The organism is Arthrobacter sp. StoSoilA2, from assembly GCF_019977195.1.
GTDB lineage: Bacteria > Actinomycetota > Actinomycetes > Actinomycetales > Micrococcaceae > Arthrobacter.
Map to the genome: position 1 here is coordinate 3,532,688 of NZ_AP024643.1, position 16,567 is coordinate 3,549,254.

The 16,567-nt window shown below is 61.6% G+C and carries 14 protein-coding genes and 1 tRNA gene; 3 read left to right on the forward strand and 12 right to left on the reverse strand.

Features of this window, described 5'->3' with window-relative positions:
• Positions 1–79: 79 nt before the first annotated feature.
• Positions 80–3,586 (reverse strand): DNA-directed RNA polymerase subunit beta, encoded by a 3,507-nt coding sequence (gene rpoB, locus LDN82_RS16065; protein ID WP_223933989.1) that lies wholly within the window; start codon positions 3,584–3,586, stop codon positions 80–82.
• Between the two features lie 459 nt (positions 3,587–4,045).
• Between rpoB and LDN82_RS16070 the strand changes: the two genes are divergently transcribed.
• Together LDN82_RS16070 and LDN82_RS16075 are read left to right on the forward strand one after the other, a co-directional pair.
• A complete protein-coding gene (locus LDN82_RS16070; protein WP_224088322.1) occupies positions 4,046–5,245 on the forward strand; it encodes an acetyl-CoA C-acetyltransferase in 1,200 nt (399 codons plus the stop codon).
• On the forward strand, positions 5,245–5,739 hold the full coding sequence (locus tag LDN82_RS16075) for a YbaK/EbsC family protein (RefSeq protein WP_224165001.1): 495 nt from the start codon (positions 5,245–5,247) through the stop codon (positions 5,737–5,739). Before LDN82_RS16070 ends, LDN82_RS16075 begins: the two co-directional genes overlap by 1 nt.
• 126 nt (positions 5,740–5,865) lie before the next feature.
• Here the strand turns inward: LDN82_RS16075 and rplL are convergent, their stop codons facing one another.
• The 9 genes from rplL to LDN82_RS16120 form a co-directional block, all read right to left on the reverse strand.
• Positions 5,866–6,243: a 50S ribosomal protein L7/L12 gene (gene rplL / locus LDN82_RS16080; protein WP_223933995.1), complete on the reverse strand. Its 378-nt coding sequence runs from the start codon at positions 6,241–6,243 to the stop codon at positions 5,866–5,868.
• A 76-nt stretch (positions 6,244–6,319) separates the two neighbouring features.
• Positions 6,320–6,910, reverse strand: a complete 591-nt coding sequence (gene rplJ / locus LDN82_RS16085) for a 50S ribosomal protein L10 (protein ID WP_223933997.1) — start codon at positions 6,908–6,910, stop codon at positions 6,320–6,322.
• Positions 6,911–7,234: 324 nt separating this feature from the next.
• The gene (locus LDN82_RS16090; RefSeq protein ID WP_224165002.1) at positions 7,235–8,407 is read right to left on the reverse strand and encodes a GNAT family N-acetyltransferase; all 1,173 of its coding nucleotides are present in this window, start codon (positions 8,405–8,407) and stop codon (positions 7,235–7,237) included.
• On the reverse strand, positions 8,386–9,498 hold the full coding sequence (locus LDN82_RS16095; RefSeq protein WP_224165003.1) for a GNAT family N-acetyltransferase: 1,113 nt from the start codon (positions 9,496–9,498) through the stop codon (positions 8,386–8,388). The genes LDN82_RS16090 and LDN82_RS16095 overlap by 22 nt, the downstream gene beginning before the upstream one ends.
• Positions 9,499–9,619: 121 nt before the next feature.
• A complete protein-coding gene (gene rplA, locus LDN82_RS16100; RefSeq protein ID WP_216925076.1) occupies positions 9,620–10,327 on the reverse strand; it encodes a 50S ribosomal protein L1 in 708 nt (235 codons plus the stop codon).
• A 227-nt stretch (positions 10,328–10,554) separates the two neighbouring features.
• Complete coding sequence (rplK, locus tag LDN82_RS16105; protein WP_021474784.1) at positions 10,555–10,983, reverse strand: 50S ribosomal protein L11; 429 nt, start codon at positions 10,981–10,983, stop codon at positions 10,555–10,557.
• Positions 10,984–11,113: 130 nt separating this feature from the next.
• On the reverse strand, positions 11,114–11,971 hold the full coding sequence (nusG, locus tag LDN82_RS16110) for a transcription termination/antitermination protein NusG (protein WP_224165004.1): 858 nt from the start codon (positions 11,969–11,971) through the stop codon (positions 11,114–11,116).
• 114 nt (positions 11,972–12,085) lie between these two features.
• A complete protein-coding gene (gene secE, locus LDN82_RS16115; RefSeq protein ID WP_216925074.1) occupies positions 12,086–12,367 on the reverse strand; it encodes a preprotein translocase subunit SecE in 282 nt (93 codons plus the stop codon).
• An 80-nt stretch (positions 12,368–12,447) separates the two neighbouring features.
• Positions 12,448–12,520: transfer RNA gene (locus LDN82_RS16120), tRNA-Trp, on the reverse strand.
• A gap of 256 nt (positions 12,521–12,776) precedes the next feature.
• Between LDN82_RS16120 and LDN82_RS16125 the strand changes: the two genes are divergently transcribed.
• A complete protein-coding gene (locus LDN82_RS16125) occupies positions 12,777–14,006 on the forward strand; it encodes a pyridoxal phosphate-dependent aminotransferase (RefSeq protein ID WP_224165005.1) in 1,230 nt (409 codons plus the stop codon).
• 199 nt (positions 14,007–14,205) lie between these two features.
• On the opposite strand, the gene LDN82_RS16130 is transcribed toward LDN82_RS16125, so the two are convergent.
• Positions 14,206–14,880: a response regulator transcription factor gene (locus tag LDN82_RS16130; RefSeq protein ID WP_224088332.1), complete on the reverse strand. Its 675-nt coding sequence runs from the start codon at positions 14,878–14,880 to the stop codon at positions 14,206–14,208.
• Positions 14,880–16,496, reverse strand: a complete 1,617-nt coding sequence (locus tag LDN82_RS16135) for an ATP-binding protein (protein ID WP_224165006.1) — start codon at positions 16,494–16,496, stop codon at positions 14,880–14,882. Before LDN82_RS16135 ends, LDN82_RS16130 begins: the two co-directional genes overlap by 1 nt.
• Positions 16,497–16,567 lie beyond the last annotated feature (71 nt).

Here is a 16,567-nt window from a genome sequence, read left to right on the forward strand (position 1 = left end):
TAAATTCTGAAGTCTTGGTTACGGGAAGAGGGAGCTGTCCCGGTGGGCAGCTATTTACTGCTGCCCACCGGAACGGCTACTAGACCTCTTCTACGGAACTGGGCTCTGCACGAGACAGATCGATGCCCAGTTCTTCCGCAGCCGTGAAGACTGCGTCATCAGAGTCACGCATTTCGATCGTGGTTCCGTCGGTGGAAAGAACTTCCACGTTCAGGCACAACGACTGCATTTCCTTGATCAAGACCTTGAAGGACTCGGGAACGCCAGGCTCAGGGATGTTCTCGCCCTTGACGATGGCTTCGTAGACCTTCACACGACCATGGATGTCATCGGACTTGATCGTGAGGAGTTCCTGAAGCGTGTAGGCAGCGCCGTAAGCTTCAAGCGCCCACACTTCCATTTCACCGAAGCGCTGGCCACCGAACTGTGCCTTACCACCCAGCGGCTGCTGCGTGATCATGGAGTACGGGCCGGTGGAACGCGCGTGGATCTTGTCGTCCACCAGGTGGTGGAGCTTCAGGATGTACATGTAACCGACGGAGATCGGGTCCGGGAACGGCTCGCCGGAGCGGCCATCGAACAGACGGGTCTTGCCGGAGGAGTCGATCAGGCGGTCGCCATCGCGGGTCACGTTGGTGGAGTCAAGCAGGCCCGTGATTTCTTCTTCGCGGGCGCCATCGAACACCGGGGTGGCAACGGTGGTCTGGCCGGTTTCACGGGGCAGGTTGGGCAGGTTCTTGACCCACTCCGGCTCGCCTTCGATCTTCCAACCGGTCTTGGCAACCCAACCGAGGTGGGTTTCCAGGACCTGGCCAACGTTCATACGACCCGGAACACCAAGCGGGTTCAGGACGATGTCCACCGGGGTACCGTCTGCAAGGAAGGGCATGTCCTCGATCGGAAGGATCTTGGAGATAACACCCTTGTTGCCGTGACGGCCGGCGAGCTTGTCGCCGTCGGTGATCTTGCGCTTGGCTGCAACATAGACGCGGACCAGCTGGTTCACGCCCGGGGGCAGTTCGTCGTCGTTGTCGCGGTCGAAGACGCGGACGCCGATGACCGTACCGGACTCGCCGTGGGGAACCTTCAGGGAGGTGTCGCGGACTTCGCGGGACTTCTCACCGAAGATGGCGCGGAGAAGACGCTCTTCCGGAGTCAGTTCGGTTTCACCCTTGGGTGTGACCTTTCCGACCAGGATGTCTCCTGCTTCAACCTCTGCACCGATGTGGATGATGCCGCGTTCGTCCAGGCCTGCCAGGACTTCCTCCGACACGTTGGGGATGTCACGGGTGATTTCCTCGGCACCAAGCTTGGTGTCGCGGGCATCGATCTCGTGCTCCTCGATGTGGATGGAGGAAAGAACGTCCTCAGCAACAATGCGCTGGGACAGGATGATGGCGTCCTCGAAGTTGTGGCCTTCCCATGACATGAATGCCACGAGCAGGTTCTTACCGAGGGCGAGTTCACCCTGGTCCGTTGCAGGACCATCGGCGATGATGCCGCCGACTTCCAGGCGCTGGCCTTCGTTGACCAGGACACGGTGGTTGTAGCAGTTGCCCTGGTTGGAACGGGCGAACTTGTTGATGCGGTAGTTGGTCTCCGTGCCGTCGTCGTTGATCATGACAACGAGCTCAGCGGAAACCTCGGTGACTACACCGGCCTTCTTCGCGATGACAACGTCACCGGCGTCGACTGCTGCTGCGCGCTCCATGCCGGTACCCACGAAAGGAGCCTCGGAACGAACCAGCGGCACAGCCTGGCGCTGCATGTTGGCACCCATGAGTGCACGGTTGGCATCGTCATGCTCGAGGAACGGGATCAGGGCGGTTGCCACGGACACCATCTGGCGCGGGGAAACGTCCATGAACTGAACTTCGGCAGCGGGAACCAGGACCGGCTCGCCTCCACCACCACGGGCACGGACAAGGACGGTCTCTTCCGAGAACTTCTTGTCAGCGTCCAGCGGAGCGTTGGCCTGTGCGATCAGGACTTCAGCTTCGTCGTCGGCGGTGAGGTACTGGACCTCGTCCGAGACCACGCCGTTGGAAACGAGGCGGTAAGGCGTCTCGATGAAACCGAACGGGTTGATGCGGCCGTAGGAAGCCAGCGAACCGATCAGACCAATGTTCGGGCCTTCAGGGGTTTCGATGGGGCACATACGTCCGTAGTGGGACGGGTGAACGTCTCGAACTTCCATGCCTGCGCGGTCACGGGAAAGACCACCCGGGCCAAGAGCCGACAGGCGGCGCTTGTGGGTCAGACCCGAAAGCGGGTTGTTCTGGTCCATGAACTGCGACAGCTGGGAGGTTCCGAAGAACTCCTTGATGGCAGCGACAACCGGGCGGATGTTGATCAGCGTCTGCGGCGTGATGGCCTCGACGTCCTGCGTGGTCATGCGTTCGCGAACAACACGCTCCATGCGGGAAAGGCCGGTGCGGACCTGGTTTTCGATCAGTTCGCCAACGGCGCGGATGCGACGGTTGCCGAAGTGGTCGATGTCATCGATCTCGACGCGGAGCTCGTGGTCTTCGCCATCGCGCTTGCCCATGAGGGTCTTCTCGCCGGCGTGCAGCGCAACGAGGAACTTGATCATGGCGACGATGTCTTCGACGTGCAGTACCGAAGCTTCCTTGTCACCAAGGGAGCGGTCGATGCCGAGCTTGCGGTTGATCTTGTAACGGCCAACCTTGGCGAGGTCATAACGCTTGGCGTTGAAGTACAGGTTGTCCAGCAGGGACTGGGCAGCCTCGACGGTGGGCGGCTCGCCCGGACGCAGCTTGCGGTAGATGTCCAGAAGTGCGTCTTCGCGGGTTTCGGTGGCGTCCTTCTCCAGCGTTGCACGCATGGAGTCGTACTGGCCGAACTCTTCCAGGATCTGACCTTCGGTCCAACCGAGGGCCTTCAGCAGAACCGTGACCGACTGCTTGCGCTTGCGGTCGAGGCGGACGCCGACCTGGTCGCGCTTGTCGATTTCGAGTTCGAACCATGCACCGCGGGACGGGATGATCTTCGCAGTGAAGATGTCCTTGTCACTGGTCTTGTCCGCGGTGCGCTCGAAGTAGGCGCCCGGCGAGCGGACCAGCTGGGAGACAACGACACGCTCGGTGCCGTTCACGACGAACGTTCCCTTTTCAGTCATGAGGGGGAAGTCGCCCATGAACACGGTCTGCTGCTTGATTTCGCCCGTGTTGTTGTTCATGAACTCGGCCTTGACATACAGCGGTGCCGAGTAAGTGGCGTCACGGTCTTTGCATTCGGCCATGGTGTACTTCGGATCAGCGAACTCCGGCTCGGAGAAGCTCAGGGACATAGTGCCCTGGAAGTCCTCGATGGGGGAGATCTCTTCGAAGATGTCGGCAAGTCCGGAGGTGGTGGCGACGCTGAGGTCGCCCTCCTCGACAGCCTTCGCTACCCGCGCCTGCCAGCGTTCGTTTCCGACGAGCCAGTCAAAGCTGTCCGTCTGCAGGGCGAGAAGATTCGGAACATCAAGGGGTTCGTGAATCTTTGCGAATGAGAGGCGGCGAGTGGCACCATCGGTGCTTGCCGTGTTAGCGGTTTCGTTATTAGAGGTGCTCGAGGCGACCAAGAGGGATCCTTCCACAGACCTTCAGGCGTTTTCAGATCTCCCCCGTTTGCATGATGCAGAGTGCTCCGCAGCATACTTATTCCGGTTCCGCTATATGACCCGGACCCAGTCCGCACATGGCAGTGCACGTTGTGAACGGCACGTCAATGTCGCAGCTGAGAGGTAAAGCCCACCGCTATATGAAGGCTGAAGGTTAACAGGGAAGACGCAAATATCTACGATACGGCAAAGTAGCCTTCCTGTCTACCCCAGATTGTCCGTGAATGCAAGCACTGTTGCCGCAGGCACCTATGCGCGGTCCACGGACCTTGCCCGGAGCATCTGGCGGACCAAGGCACCGGGCCCGTTGTGGAATCTCCCGGCATGGAATCCAGCGACAGGTACGAGCGTTGAAAAGGATAGGCTGGCGCACGCAGCGCGATAGCCTTGGCTACACCACCACGGATCGGAAGAGAGACCATGAACAACTCCGCTGACGACAATGACGTTGTCATCCTTGCCGCTTCCCGTACCCCACAGGGTCGGCTGAATGGGCAGCTTGCCGGATTCACCGCCGTCGACCTCGGCGCCCACGCCATCAGCGCCGCACTGGCGGCCAGCGGCGTAAAAGCCGAACAAGTGGATGCCGTCATCATGGGACAGGTGCTGCAAGCGGGCGCTGGCCAGAATCCTGCACGGCAGAGCGCTATCGCGGCAGGCGTTGGCTGGAACATCCCTGCCGTCACCATCAACAAGGTTTGCCTCTCCGGCCTCACGGCTGTCATTGATGCCGCCCGGATGATCCGCAGCGGGGACGCCACCGTAGTTGTCGCCGGCGGCCAGGAATCGATGACGCGCGCCCCGCACCTGCTCCCCGGTTCCCGGCAGGGTTGGACCTACGGCGCGATCCAGGCGCTGGACGTTGCCGCCCATGATGGACTCACCGATGCGTTCGATGGCCAGTCCATGGGCTTGTCCACCGAAACCAAGAACGTAACGCTCGGCATTGACCGCCGCGCGCAGGACGAAGTTGCTGCGGCTTCCCACCAGCGCGCTGCTGCCGCGATCGCTGAGGGAATTTTCGACGTCGAAATCGCTCCCGTGAGCGTGAAGCAGCGCAAGGGGGATCCGGTAACCCTCACCTCGGACGAGGGCGTTCGCCCGAACACGACCCTGGAAACCCTTGCCCCTTTGAAGGCCGCCTTCGCTACGGACGGCACCATTACCGCCGGCAACTCCTCTCCCCTGTCGGACGGCGCCTCCGCACTCGTGCTGACAAGTCGCCGCTTCGCCACGGACAACGGGCTGGAATACCTTGCGGTCGTAGGCAAACCCGGCCAGGTGGCCGGCCCGGACAACTCACTGCACTCCCAGCCGTCCAACGCTATTTCGCAAGCATTGAAGCGGGCCGGATGGACTGCCGAGGACCTGGACTTCATCGAGATTAACGAAGCCTTCGGCTCTGTGGCGGTCCAATCATTGAAGGACTTGAGCTACCCGCTGGAGAAGTGCAACATCCACGGTGGCGCAATCGCGCTCGGCCACCCGATCGGTGCTTCCGGCGCCCGGCTGGCCCTGCACGCGGCCCACGAACTCAAGCGCAGGGGAACCGGCAAGGCTGCTGTATCCCTCTGTGGCGGCGGTGGCCAGGGCGAAGCTCTCCTGCTGTACCGCGATTAATGGCACAGGACGTGGTGGAACCTCACATGAACGGGGCCGAACGGTTCCTGTCCGACGCCGCCGCGCGCGGACTGGACGTGGACGTCGTCGAGCGCCCTGCCGCCAAAAGCCTTGAGGAGGCCGCAGGCATCCTCGGGATCAGTCCCGGGGACATCGTGAAGTCGCTCGTGGTCAAGCATCGCGACGGCAGCTTCCTCTTCGCGCTGATCCCCGGCGACCGGCAGATCTCCTGGCCCAAGTTGCGGGCATTGGTGGGCGTCAACAAGCTCTCGCTGCCGCACGCCGATGTTGCCCTGGCCGCAACCGGCTATGAGCGCGGGACCATCACTCCCCTTGGAAGCACCACGCCCTGGCCGGTGTATGCGGATGCCACTATCACCGGACGCCGCATCTCGATGGGTGCCGGAGCCCATGGCAGGAGTGCATTCGTGGACGCGGACGCCCTCACGTCCGCGCTCAATGCCATCGTTGCGGACATCAGCGAACCCGTTTAAGGCAACGCGGGGTCACTTACGGCCGGTAATTCCCCATGGGATGGGCCGTAAGTGACCCCGCGTTGCTTGTTTAAAGCAGGAAGCCCCGCCCGGCGAACCGGACGGGGCTTCCACAAGCAAGACGAGTTACTTGAGGGTAACCGTTGCGCCAGCTTCTTCGAGCTGAGCCTTTGCCTTCTCTGCGGCTTCCTTGGTGGCGCCTTCGAGAACAGCCTTCGGTGCGCTGTCAACCAGGTCCTTGGCTTCCTTGAGGCCGAGGGAGGTGATGGCGCGAACTTCCTTGATCACTGCGATCTTCTTGTCGCCAGCAGCTTCGAGGATGACGTCGAAGTCAGTCTTCTCTTCAGCAGCTTCAGCAGCACCGCCAGCGGCGGGGCCGGCAACTGCAACAGCAGCGGCCGTAACTTCGAAGGTCTCTTCGAAGAGCTTGACGAACTCGGAGAGCTCGATGATGGTCAGTTCCTTGAAAGCTTCAATGAGCTCTTCGTTGCTGAGCTTCGCCATGGTGGCGTCCTTCCATTAGTTGGTGCAGATCCGGGCAAAGCCGATCCATGCACCTGAGTTTGATTGGGGGGAGAACTTAGTTCTCTTCGGTTGCGGCTTCAGCGGCTTCGGCCGGAGCCGCAACCTCTTCAGCAGCAGCCTCTTCAGCCGGGGCTTCTTCAGCGGCCGGTGCAGGTGCGCCGCCCTCTTCTTCAAGCTTGAGGCGCAGAGCGTCAATGATGCGGGCAGCAGCGGAAGCAGGAGCCTTAAGGACACCAGCAACACGTGCAAGCTGCAGTTCGCGGGACTCGAGGGCTGCCAGTGCGGCAACACCCTGTGCATCCAATGCCTTGCCTTCGAAGTAACCGGTCTTGATAACCAGCTGCTTGTTGGCCTTGGCAAAGTCCGTCAGGCTCTTGGCAGCAGCAACAGCGTCACCCTTGATAAAGGCGATTGCAGTGGGGCCTGCAAGCTGGTCGTTGAATGCTTCAACTCCGGCTTCCTTGGCCGCAATGGCACTCAGGGTGTTCTTGACGACCGAGAACTTGGTGTCCTGGCCGAGTGCAACACGCAGTTCCTTGAGCTGTGCAACAGTGAGCCCGCGGTATTCGGTCAGGACAGCCGCGTTCGATTCCTTGAAATCGTTGGTGATCTCTGCAACTGCGGAGACCTTGCTAGGCGTTGTCATAACCCTCCTTCCGGGGAATAAAGCCGGTCTTCCGGGTCCCCGCTCACGAGAGCTAAAACTAAAAACGCCCCGCGCAGATGCACGGGGCTTGGCTCAACACAGTTTGCACTGCGGAGACTTGCTTCGTTCACCTGCGCCGGCCGCCCTATGTTCAGGGTCCTTCGTCAAGGAATGCACTTTGTTCTCAGGGGCGTCGCTGCAGAATTGAGCTGCGCTCGAAAGAGTGGATTCCCATCAACCGACGGTCTTTGGTACTTCAAGGTTACGGGAGAGCGATCAGCAAACCAAATCGACGTCGCGCTCCCCCGTGGGATGCCTGGCTGGCTACTCCGACGACGTGACCTTCGGTCCCCGATCGGGAAGCTCCTTTTGCCAGAGTCCGGTGACTCCCGCCGTCGTAAATCCCAATTGCTTGTTCACGGTCAGGAGGTACCGGTTTTCCGGTGCGTTCCAGGTGTAAATGACCCGGGCATCAGGAAATTGCTCGCTGAGCCTTTCCATGTTTGCCACCTTGATCAGCAGGCCCAACTTGTTGCCGCGGTGTTCCTGCAGGACCAAAGTATCGTCTTGGAAAACGACGTCCTGACGGTGCGCGAGGACGCTGATCGTGGTGAGGCCAGCCAGCCGCCCGCTCTCAATATGCTCGACGGCGGTAACCACCGTGCGCCGGCCCTGCGCCAATGCGGCGTCTTCGGTTTCGCGTAAAACCGAGGCGTCGAAGACCATGCCGGTAACCTCGACAGCGGAGTCTTCTTCCTCGCCGTCCTCACCGTGGACAACCTCCCCCGCGGCGTTTTCCAGCTCAGCCACGGCCTCCAACCAAGCCTCAGGGCACCGGTCAGTCCAATGGTGCAGCCTGTAGCGGCCAGCGTTCGCTTCCTCGGCCTCTGCTTGAAGATCCGCAACCAGCTTGGAATCCAGCGGCAGCACGCAGGAACTGAATTGCTCGATGTGCTGAAGGGTGTAACCGGCCCGCTGGGCAAAGTCCACTTCCCTGCTGCTGACAGGCACGAAGCCCGGGCCGCTGCCGGGAATCAATTGATCTTCAGGTACCTCTGTGAGCGAGGTCGCCGGATGGCTCGTGTCCACCAAAACCATCGTGCGGCCCTCAGAACGTGCCAACTGCTCTGCGGCCTCCAGGAGCTGACGACCCACGCCCTGGCTCTGATACTCCGGGAGAATATCGAGGGTGAACTCCGCCAGGTCCATGTTGTCCGCGAGCGGCAGCGCAATGTCCACTGTTCCCACGATGACCCCGTCCACCTTGGCTACCAGGATGATCTGGCGCTCATAGGGGTCAGAGAACTCAAGCAGCTTCTCCAGGGGCGTGTAAGCCAGGTCATCGCTCCCCCAGGTCTGCATCCGGACCCGTCGCGCCACTTCAACGGCGTCCAGGAAATCCCTTGCCTTGGGGCTGTCCAGATTGTCCGGCACCCATAGCTGCTCGACAACAACGGTCTTCGCCTCGTGTACAGTCATCCCAGCCGTTTCTGCCATTCGCCTTCAAAACCGGAAGGCTTGAATCCAAGGGCGATATTTATGGCCAGCATATGCCGGTTTTCATTGGCGTTCCATGTCATGACGCCTGTGGCGTCCGGCCAAAGACTTTCTGCCCTCCGAAGATTGGCGATTTTGACCAGCATGCCAAGGCCGTGTCCCCGGTGGCCGGGAGCCACCAGCGTGTCTTCCTGGCTGACGACCGCCGGCAGCGCCTCACGGTGGGTCAGGACCGTATAGGCCGCCAGCTCCCCGCTCGGGCGGTGCCGGGCAGCAGCCACAACCGAGTCCATGCCACTTGCCCGCCACGTGGATTCCTCACGCCGAACCCGCACGGCGTCCCACTCTTCGCCTTCCCACCCCAGACCGGCAATGGGCACCTCCGTGCTCATGAGGCTCTTGAGACCGGCAAAACTGTCCAGGAGTTCGTCCGGGCATTCGTTCATCCAACCGATGATGTCGTACTCCGTTGCCCGGCGCAGCGCCTCGACTTCGAGTTCAATCAGGTGCGCCTCATCAATCGGCAGTGTCAGGGTGCTGCTGGTTTCGACCTGTTCCAGGGAATAGCCATGGTGCAGGGCAAAGCGGGTCGATGCCGCGTTCAGGGGCACACCACCCGTGCCGGACTTTGCCTCCAGCAGCGCCTCGCCCGCAATGACGGGCCCGATTGGCTCACCGCAGTAGCCGTCAAGAGAAGGTCGGTTCCGCTCCACTGCCGCCCTTTCGAGAACTTCAAGGATCATCGTCCCAATGCCGCGCCGCCGGAAAGCTGTGTCAACGACGACGTCCACACCCGCCGTCGTCGTGTTCTCGCTTAACGGCAGGGTCAGCGATCCGCTGCCCACCACAATGCCGTCCAAACGGGCCAGGTAGACGTGCCGCTCCTCGTATTCGTTGCCCTGCCAGAACATGAACGACTCGGCCAATGTGGCCGAATGGTCCAGGTTGCCCCACAAAGCCAGCTCATGGGCGATGCGTAACGCATGGAAGGCTTTGAAGTCCGGCGAGGCAGTGGCCTCCGGACCGTTCGGAACAGGAAGCCTTTCTATGGTGAGCCCTCGGTTGGCAGAAAAGTTCGACGACGACGCCACGCCCCACAGCCTACGACCGCCTGGGGTGGCAAACAAGTCGCGGCCAGCCTGCACGAACCCATGAAAAAGGGACCGCCCGGCAATGCCGGACGGTCCCTCTCAGAGTTTGAACTCGCGAAGCTTATGCCTCGGTGAGAACCTTGGTGACGTTCGGGTCAACGGTGATGCCCGGACCGAACGTGGTTGCAACCGTAGCCTTCTGGATGTAGCGGCCCTTGGAAGCGGACGGCTTCAAACGAAGCACCTCTTCCAGTGCAGCTGCGTAGTTCTCAGCCAGCTTCTGGGCGTCGAAGGACACCTTGCCGATGATGAAGTGCAGGTTCGAGTGCTTGTCGACGCGGAAGTCGATCTTGCCGCCCTTGATGTCGTTGACAGCCTTGGTGACATCCGGGGTAACCGTACCGGTCTTCGGGTTCGGCATGAGGTTACGCGGGCCCAGGACCTTACCGAGGCGGCCAACCTTACCCATGAGGTCAGGGGTTGCCACGGCGGCGTCGAAGTCGGTCCAGCCGGCTGCGATCTTTTCGATCAGGTCATCGGAACCAACGAAGTCGGCGCCGGCAGCGATTGCTGCCTCAGCCTTGTCGCCGGTTGCGAAAACGAGGACGCGGGCGGTCTTACCGGTGCCGTGCGGCAGGTTGACGGTGCCACGGACCATCTGGTCGGCCTTACGCGGGTCAACGCCCAGACGGAAAGCGACCTCAACGGTTGCGTCGAACTTGGAAGGGTTGGTGTCCTTCGCGAGGGTGATTGCCTCGAACGGGGCGTAGACCTTGTCTGCCTCGATCTTGGCTACGGCTGCCTCATATGCTTTGCTGCGCTTTGCCATGCTGCTTATTTCTCCTTGTGCAGTTGTGGTCTGCGGACCGCGCTGGGCCCTGCCACAAGTCGTGGATCCGGCAAGGATCCTGCGACATTTTAATGTTTCAGATGCCGGTTGCCCGGCGGGTGAAGGCTGAAATCAGCCCTCTGCTGCGTCTATTTGTCGAAAGTCTCCGGGACTCACTTCCGGCGAGTGCTTCGTTCCTCAGCCCGCACCGTCCGTGCATTCCTCGACTATTCGACGGTGATACCCATGGAACGGGCGGTACCAGCGATGATCTTGGCAGCAGCCGCGATGTCGTTGGCGTTCAGGTCTTCCATCTTGGTGGAAGCAATCTCTTCGACCTGGGCCTGGGTCAGCTTGGCAACCTTGACGGTGTGCGGGGTAGCCGAACCCTTGGCAACGCCTGCAGCCTTCTTGATGAGCTCTGCAGCCGGCGGGGTCTTGGTGATGAAGGTGAAGGAACGGTCTTCGTAGACCGTGATTTCAACCGGGATAACGTTTCCGCGCTGGGATTCCGTTGCAGCGTTGTACGCCTTGCAGAATTCCATGATGTTGACACCGTGCTGGCCAAGCGCAGGACCGATCGGCGGAGCCGGGTTAGCGGCACCTGCCTGGATCTGCAGCTTGATGAGGCCGGTGACCTTCTTCTTGGGAGCCAATGTAGGGTCCTTCTCTCAATAGCTTCCTGGGACACAGGAGCGCGTCCCAGGTTTGTGGCCGCCATGGCAAGGCGGCCGGCCGCTTCCGAACCGCAAAGCAGGCGGAACGGGAGCGAAATCTTGGAATCAGCTAGATCTTGGTGACCTGGTTGAATGCGAGCGTAACCGGGGTTTCGCGCTCGAAGATCGAGACCAGGACCACGAGGGTCTGGGACTCGGGCTTGATCTCGGAGATCGTTGCCGGAAGGGTCTCGAACGGGCCTTCCTTGACGATGACGGACTCGCCGACCTCGAAGTCGACAGCCACGGGAGCCTGGTTCTGCTTGTTGACCGGCTTGCCCTTCTCGGCCTGCTCTTCTTCGAAGACCGGGGCGAGCATGGAGAAGACCTCGTCAAGGCGCAGCGGGACCGGGTTGTGGGCGTTGCCAACGAAGCCAGTGACGCCGGGGGTGTGGCGAACGGCGCCCCAGGAAGCGTCGGTCAGGTCCATGCGGACCAGGACGTAACCGGGGATGCGGACGCGGTTGATTACCTTGCGCTGCGCGTTCTTGATCTCGACGACTTCTTCCATCGGGACCTGGATTTCGAAGATGTAATCTTCCATGTCCAGCGTCTGGATGCGGGTCTCGAGGTTGGCCTTCACGCGGTTTTCGTAACCGGCGTAGGAGTGGATGACGTACCAGTCACCCTCCTGGCGGCGAAGCTTGGCCTTGAATTCCTCAGCCGGATCCGCGGGCGCTGCAGCAGCAGCGGCTTCCAGCGAGACATCCGCAGCGTCGACGTCGGACTCGTCGTCAGAGTCGGACTCGTCATCAGACTCAGCGTCTACGTCAGACTCGAAATCCTCTTCGGAATCATCGACGTCGGCAGATTCGGGCGCAGCAGAGTCAGCCTCCGACTCTTCCGCAGCCTCAGCCGCGGCGTCGTCCGTGCTTTCAGCGGGCCCATCCAGCTCAGCCTCGTTTACCTCAAGCTCCTGCTCAGACACTTGGTCTCCTGCTTCCTCATTGCCTAACATGCCTATTTAAATGGCTCAATTCCGCAAACCCCACAAAATTCCTGACTTACCAAGGAATTTCGCGCGGTTTGCGGACAGATCCGCTTAGCGGTCCGTAGCGCCTGACCCACCGAAGACCCAGCTCACTCCCGTGCCGAACGCAAGGTCCAGCAGGGTGACGATGAGCATCATGATGGCTACGAACACCAGCACCACGACCGTGTAATTGATCAGTTCCTTGCGGGTCGGGGCAACGACCTTCTTCAGTTCGCCGATAACCTGGCGGATGAAGAGTGCAATTCGGGCAAAGAAGCCGGCATCGGCTTTCTTGGCAGGACGGCCCTTTGAGCTGCTAGCAGCCGTTTCGGTCACCTGGTCCTCACTCACCTTGCAAAGTCGTTGACCCGGCTCTGATCAGAGCCATGGTTGCTGCGCTTGCCCCGGCGTTTCCGCCGGAACAGCTTGCGCAGGGCAGACAGGACTCGAACCTGCAACCTGCGGTTTTGGAGACCGCTGCGCTACCAATTGCGCCACTACCCTATGGATCGAATCCATGTTTCAGGCCGCACTTCAGCCTGTGGTGCTTTTCAACACCGGTGAACCAGTCTACGCAAGAAATTCGCGATAGTCGAACCGGACTAATTCCGGGCCTTCCGGCCGCTTATGAATCAATGTGAGCAGCATTATCAGTCACATTGTCCAGCGGGCGCCCGGGAGCTCCGCAGAACAGCATAAGGTAGTTTACGTCGAATCCCATCATCCAGCCCACGAGCTGCCTGCGAAGAACGGTACATAGATGTCTGCCGGAACACCTGCCGCCCGCATTTCACAACGAATCTCCGCTATTGCCGAGTCCGCCACCCTTGCCGTTGACGCCAAGGCCAAGGCCCTGAAGGCCGCGGGGCGCCCCGTGATCGGTTTCGGTGCCGGCGAACCCGATTTCCCCACCCCGGATTACATCGTCAAGGCAGCAATCGAGGCTGCTGCCCAGCCGAAGTTCCACCGCTACTCCCCCGCTGCCGGGCTTCCCGAGCTGAAGAAGGCCATCGCCGATAAAACCCTCCGGGACTCCGGCTACAAAGTGGACCCGTCGCAGGTCCTGGTGACCAACGGCGGCAAGCAGGCTGTCTACAACACCTTCGCCACCTTGGTTGACCCGGGCGACGAAGTCATCATCCCCACGCCCTTCTGGACCACTTATCCGGAGGCCATCCGTCTCGCGGGGGGCGTTCCGGTGGAGGTATTCGCCGGACCCGAGCAGGGCTACCTCGTGACCATCGAGCAGCTTGAAGCCGCTGTCACGGACAAAACCAAGATCCTGCTGTTCGTGTCCCCGTCCAACCCGACCGGCGCTGTATACAGCCCGGAGCAGGTTGCGGAGATCGGCAAGTGGGCGGCTTCCAGGGGCCTGTGGGTTGTCACCGACGAAATCTACGAGCACCTGACCTATGACGGCGTGAAGTTCACCTCCATCGCCACCGCAGCACCGGAGCTTGGCGACAAAGTCGTCATCCTCAACGGTGTGGCCAAGACCTACGCCATGACCGGATGGCGCGTGGGCTGGATGATCGGCCCGGCCGACGTCATCAAGGCTGCAACCAACCTGCAGTCGCACGCGACATCCAACGTTTCGAACATCATGCAGGTCGCGGCCGCCGCTGCCCTCACGGGTCCGTTGACCGCCGTCGACGAAATGAAGGTCGCGTTCGATCGCCGCCGCAAGGCGATCGTGGCCGGCCTGAACGCGATTGACGGCGTGGAATGCCCGACGCCGACCGGCGCCTTCTACGTGTACGCGGACGTCCGCGGTCTGCTGGGTAAGGAATTCGAAACCTCCAACGGTCCGGTCCGCCCTACGACATCCGCGGAACTCGCCACGTTGATCCTCGACGAGGTTGAAGTAGCCATCGTTCCCGGCGAGGCATTCGGCCCGTCCGGCTATGTTCGCCTGTCCTACGCACTTGGCGACGACGATCTCGCCGAGGGCGTCCGCCGGATCCAGGAATTCCTGGGCAAGGCGAAATAGCTTATGGCCCGGTAGCGCTTCGACGTTGCCGGTTGAATGCTCCCGCACCAATGTTTGTTGGTGCGGGAGCATTTCCGTTTAAGCGGCGGGATCTGAGAGAGCATCCGTCAAAAGGGCAACGGATCTGAGAGAGCATCCGTCAAAAGGGCGACGGATCTGAGAGAGGATCGGTCAAAAGGGCGACGGATGTGGGAGAGGATCAGAGGAGGCGGCGCTCGGCGGCCCACTTGGTGAGTTCGTGGCGGCTGGAGAGCTGCAGTTTCCGGAGCACGGCGGACACGTGCGTCTCCACGGTCTTGATGGAAATGAACAGCTCCTTGGCCACTTCCTTGTAGCTGTATCCGCGCGCGATGAGCCGCATGACTTCCAGCTCACGCGCCGAGAGACGATCCAATTCGTCGTCCGCGATGTCTGCTGGTGCCGTACCGAAGGCGTCCAGGACGAAGCCAGCGAGGCGCGGCGAGAAGACGGCGTCGCCGTCCGCCACGCGGATCACGGCATCGGAAATACCGGCACCGGAAATCGTCTTGGTGACATAGCCGCGGGCACCGGCCCTGATCACTGCCACGACGTCCTCGGCTGCGTCTGAAACACTCAGTGCCAGGAAGCTGGTGGTGCCCAGGAGCGCGGCGGACCCTGCGATGACCTCGCGCCCTCCGCCGCCAAGGCCACCGGGAAGGTGCACGTCCAGCAGGACGACTTCAGGCCGGGTTTCCGCAATGACTGCAATGGCCTCCTCAACCGTGCCTGCCTCGCCCACGACGTCCATGCGGTGATCGAGATCCGCCTTCAGCCCGGAACGGAAGATCGTGTGGTCATCGACGATCACCACCCGTACACTGCGCGGCTCACCGCTTTGGGAGGTGTTGTTCATTACCGTGGTTCTCCATTCCGTACTTCGCCGCTGTGCACATCTCCGGAGCGCACATCTCCGGAGCGCACGTCTCCAGTGCGCACGTCTCCAGTGCGCGTATCGCCACCATCGGCGTTTATCGAGGGGAGGGCCAGCCGGACTTCGGTTCCGTCCCTGCTGCTGTTGATCGTGGCCGTGCCTCCGTGACGCTTCATGCGGCCGATGATTGATTCCTTGACTCCCAGCCTGTCATCGGGGACGGACTCAAGGTCAAATCCCGGACCGCGGTCCTTGATGAAGACCTCGGTGTTTCCGGCTGTGCTCTCCATGTAGACGGATACCGTTCCCCCGCCGTGGCGGGCAGCATTGAGCATGGCTTCCCTGGCTGCCTGGACCAGGGCTTCGTGCCTGTCAGTCATATCGGCGTCGCCTACGGTAACCACCTCCACGGCTTGGCCGTGGGCGTCCTCCACTTCGGCGGCTACGGCTTTGATCCGCTCGGCCAGCAGTCCGGCATTCTTGGCGGCATCAGTGAACAGCCAGGACCGCAGTTCACGTTCCTGGGCCCTCGCGAGCCGGACAACGTCCTGCTCGGAGCTTGCCCTGCGCTGGATCAGGGCAAGGGTCTGCAACACCGAATCGTGGAGGTGGGCCGCGATCTCCGCGCGCTCGGTTTCCCGTACACGCCCCGCCCGTTCAGTCTCGAGGTCCTTCCAAAACTTCAGTCCCCAGGGCAGCAGGACCAGTGCAACCCCGCCCAGCACAGCAACGGATGCCAGGAGCGCAAGCCAGGTCTGCTCCCAGGATCCCGATCCGGACACCATGACCAGGACACCGGCAACTACCAATGCAAGGCCGGCGGCCAAGCGGACCCACCCGCCAGCCTGGTCGGCCTTGGTTTTGTCCACCAAACCGGCCCTGCGGGTCTCGTCGAGTTGCATCCATGCGATCGCAGCGCCGCCCAGGATGGCAGCTGCCGGAATCAGTGTTCCCAAGGGCACATCGACGCCGAACTGGCGGGCAATCAGGATCACTGCGACCAGAAGCAGGCCGGCTCCGAGCAGGATCTCCTTGCCATACTGGATTCTTCGAAAGTTGAACCGGGAGACCGGTGATGCGGGGCTTCCGGATTCGGCCGAGCCGCCGGCAGGAGCCGCCGTGCTGCCGCTGGTTGCCCCACCAGACAGTTGTTCACCAAGCGATGCGCTACTAAGCGGTGGGCTACCAAGCGGTGGGCTACCGAGCAGTGGGCTGGCAAACTGTGGACCAAAGGCACCCGCGGCGTCGGGTCCCGGCAGGTTTCCACCCACCGCTGGAGAGCCGGCCACCGGCGGTGCGGGTCCGGCGTCGGGCGCTTTTGGTATGGACTCAGTGGCAGGCGGAAGGCTGACTGCGGGAGCAATAGGCGACGCCGGGCGGCGGGCATTGCGGCGCGCGGCCTCATCAGCGGTGGGAACCATGGTCCACAGCCAGGCGTAGAAGGCCAGCCCCGCTCCCCCGGCGAAGCAGGCAAGGATCATGCCCAGCCGGACATACTTCACGGGCCAGCCCAAATGGTCGGCCAGTCCGCTGCAGACGCCGGCGATCATGCGGTCGCTGCTGCGGACCAGCGGCGGGCGTTGTACAGCGGTTGTCATGTACCAATCCAAGCACGGATCGGGGTTGCCCGGACCTGAAACCGGCCCGATTCGGGGGTCCCTCAGGGATC

Bases quoted from the DNA above. Each gene is read 5' to 3' on its own strand.
- LDN82_RS16090 (WP_224165002.1), bottom strand. From the start codon at position 8,407: ATGGCAGAAACGGCTGGGATGACTGTACACGAGGCGAAGACCGTTGTT.
- LDN82_RS16125 (WP_224165005.1), top strand. From the start codon at position 12,777: ATGTCTGCCGGAACACCTGCCGCCCGCATTTCACAACGAATCTCCGCT.
- rplL (WP_223933995.1), bottom strand. From the start codon at position 6,243: ATGGCGAAGCTCAGCAACGAAGAGCTCATTGAAGCTTTCAAGGAACTG.
- LDN82_RS16070 (WP_224088322.1), top strand. From the start codon at position 4,046: ATGAACAACTCCGCTGACGACAATGACGTTGTCATCCTTGCCGCTTCC.
- rplJ (WP_223933997.1), bottom strand. From the start codon at position 6,910: ATGACAACGCCTAGCAAGGTCTCCGCAGTTGCAGAGATCACCAACGAT.
- LDN82_RS16135 (WP_224165006.1), bottom strand. From the start codon at position 16,496: ATGACAACCGCTGTACAACGCCCGCCGCTGGTCCGCAGCAGCGACCGC.
- LDN82_RS16130 (WP_224088332.1), bottom strand. From the start codon at position 14,880: ATGAACAACACCTCCCAAAGCGGTGAGCCGCGCAGTGTACGGGTGGTG.
- rplA (WP_216925076.1), bottom strand. From the start codon at position 10,327: ATGGCAAAGCGCAGCAAAGCATATGAGGCAGCCGTAGCCAAGATCGAG.
- LDN82_RS16075 (WP_224165001.1), top strand. From the start codon at position 5,245: ATGGCACAGGACGTGGTGGAACCTCACATGAACGGGGCCGAACGGTTC.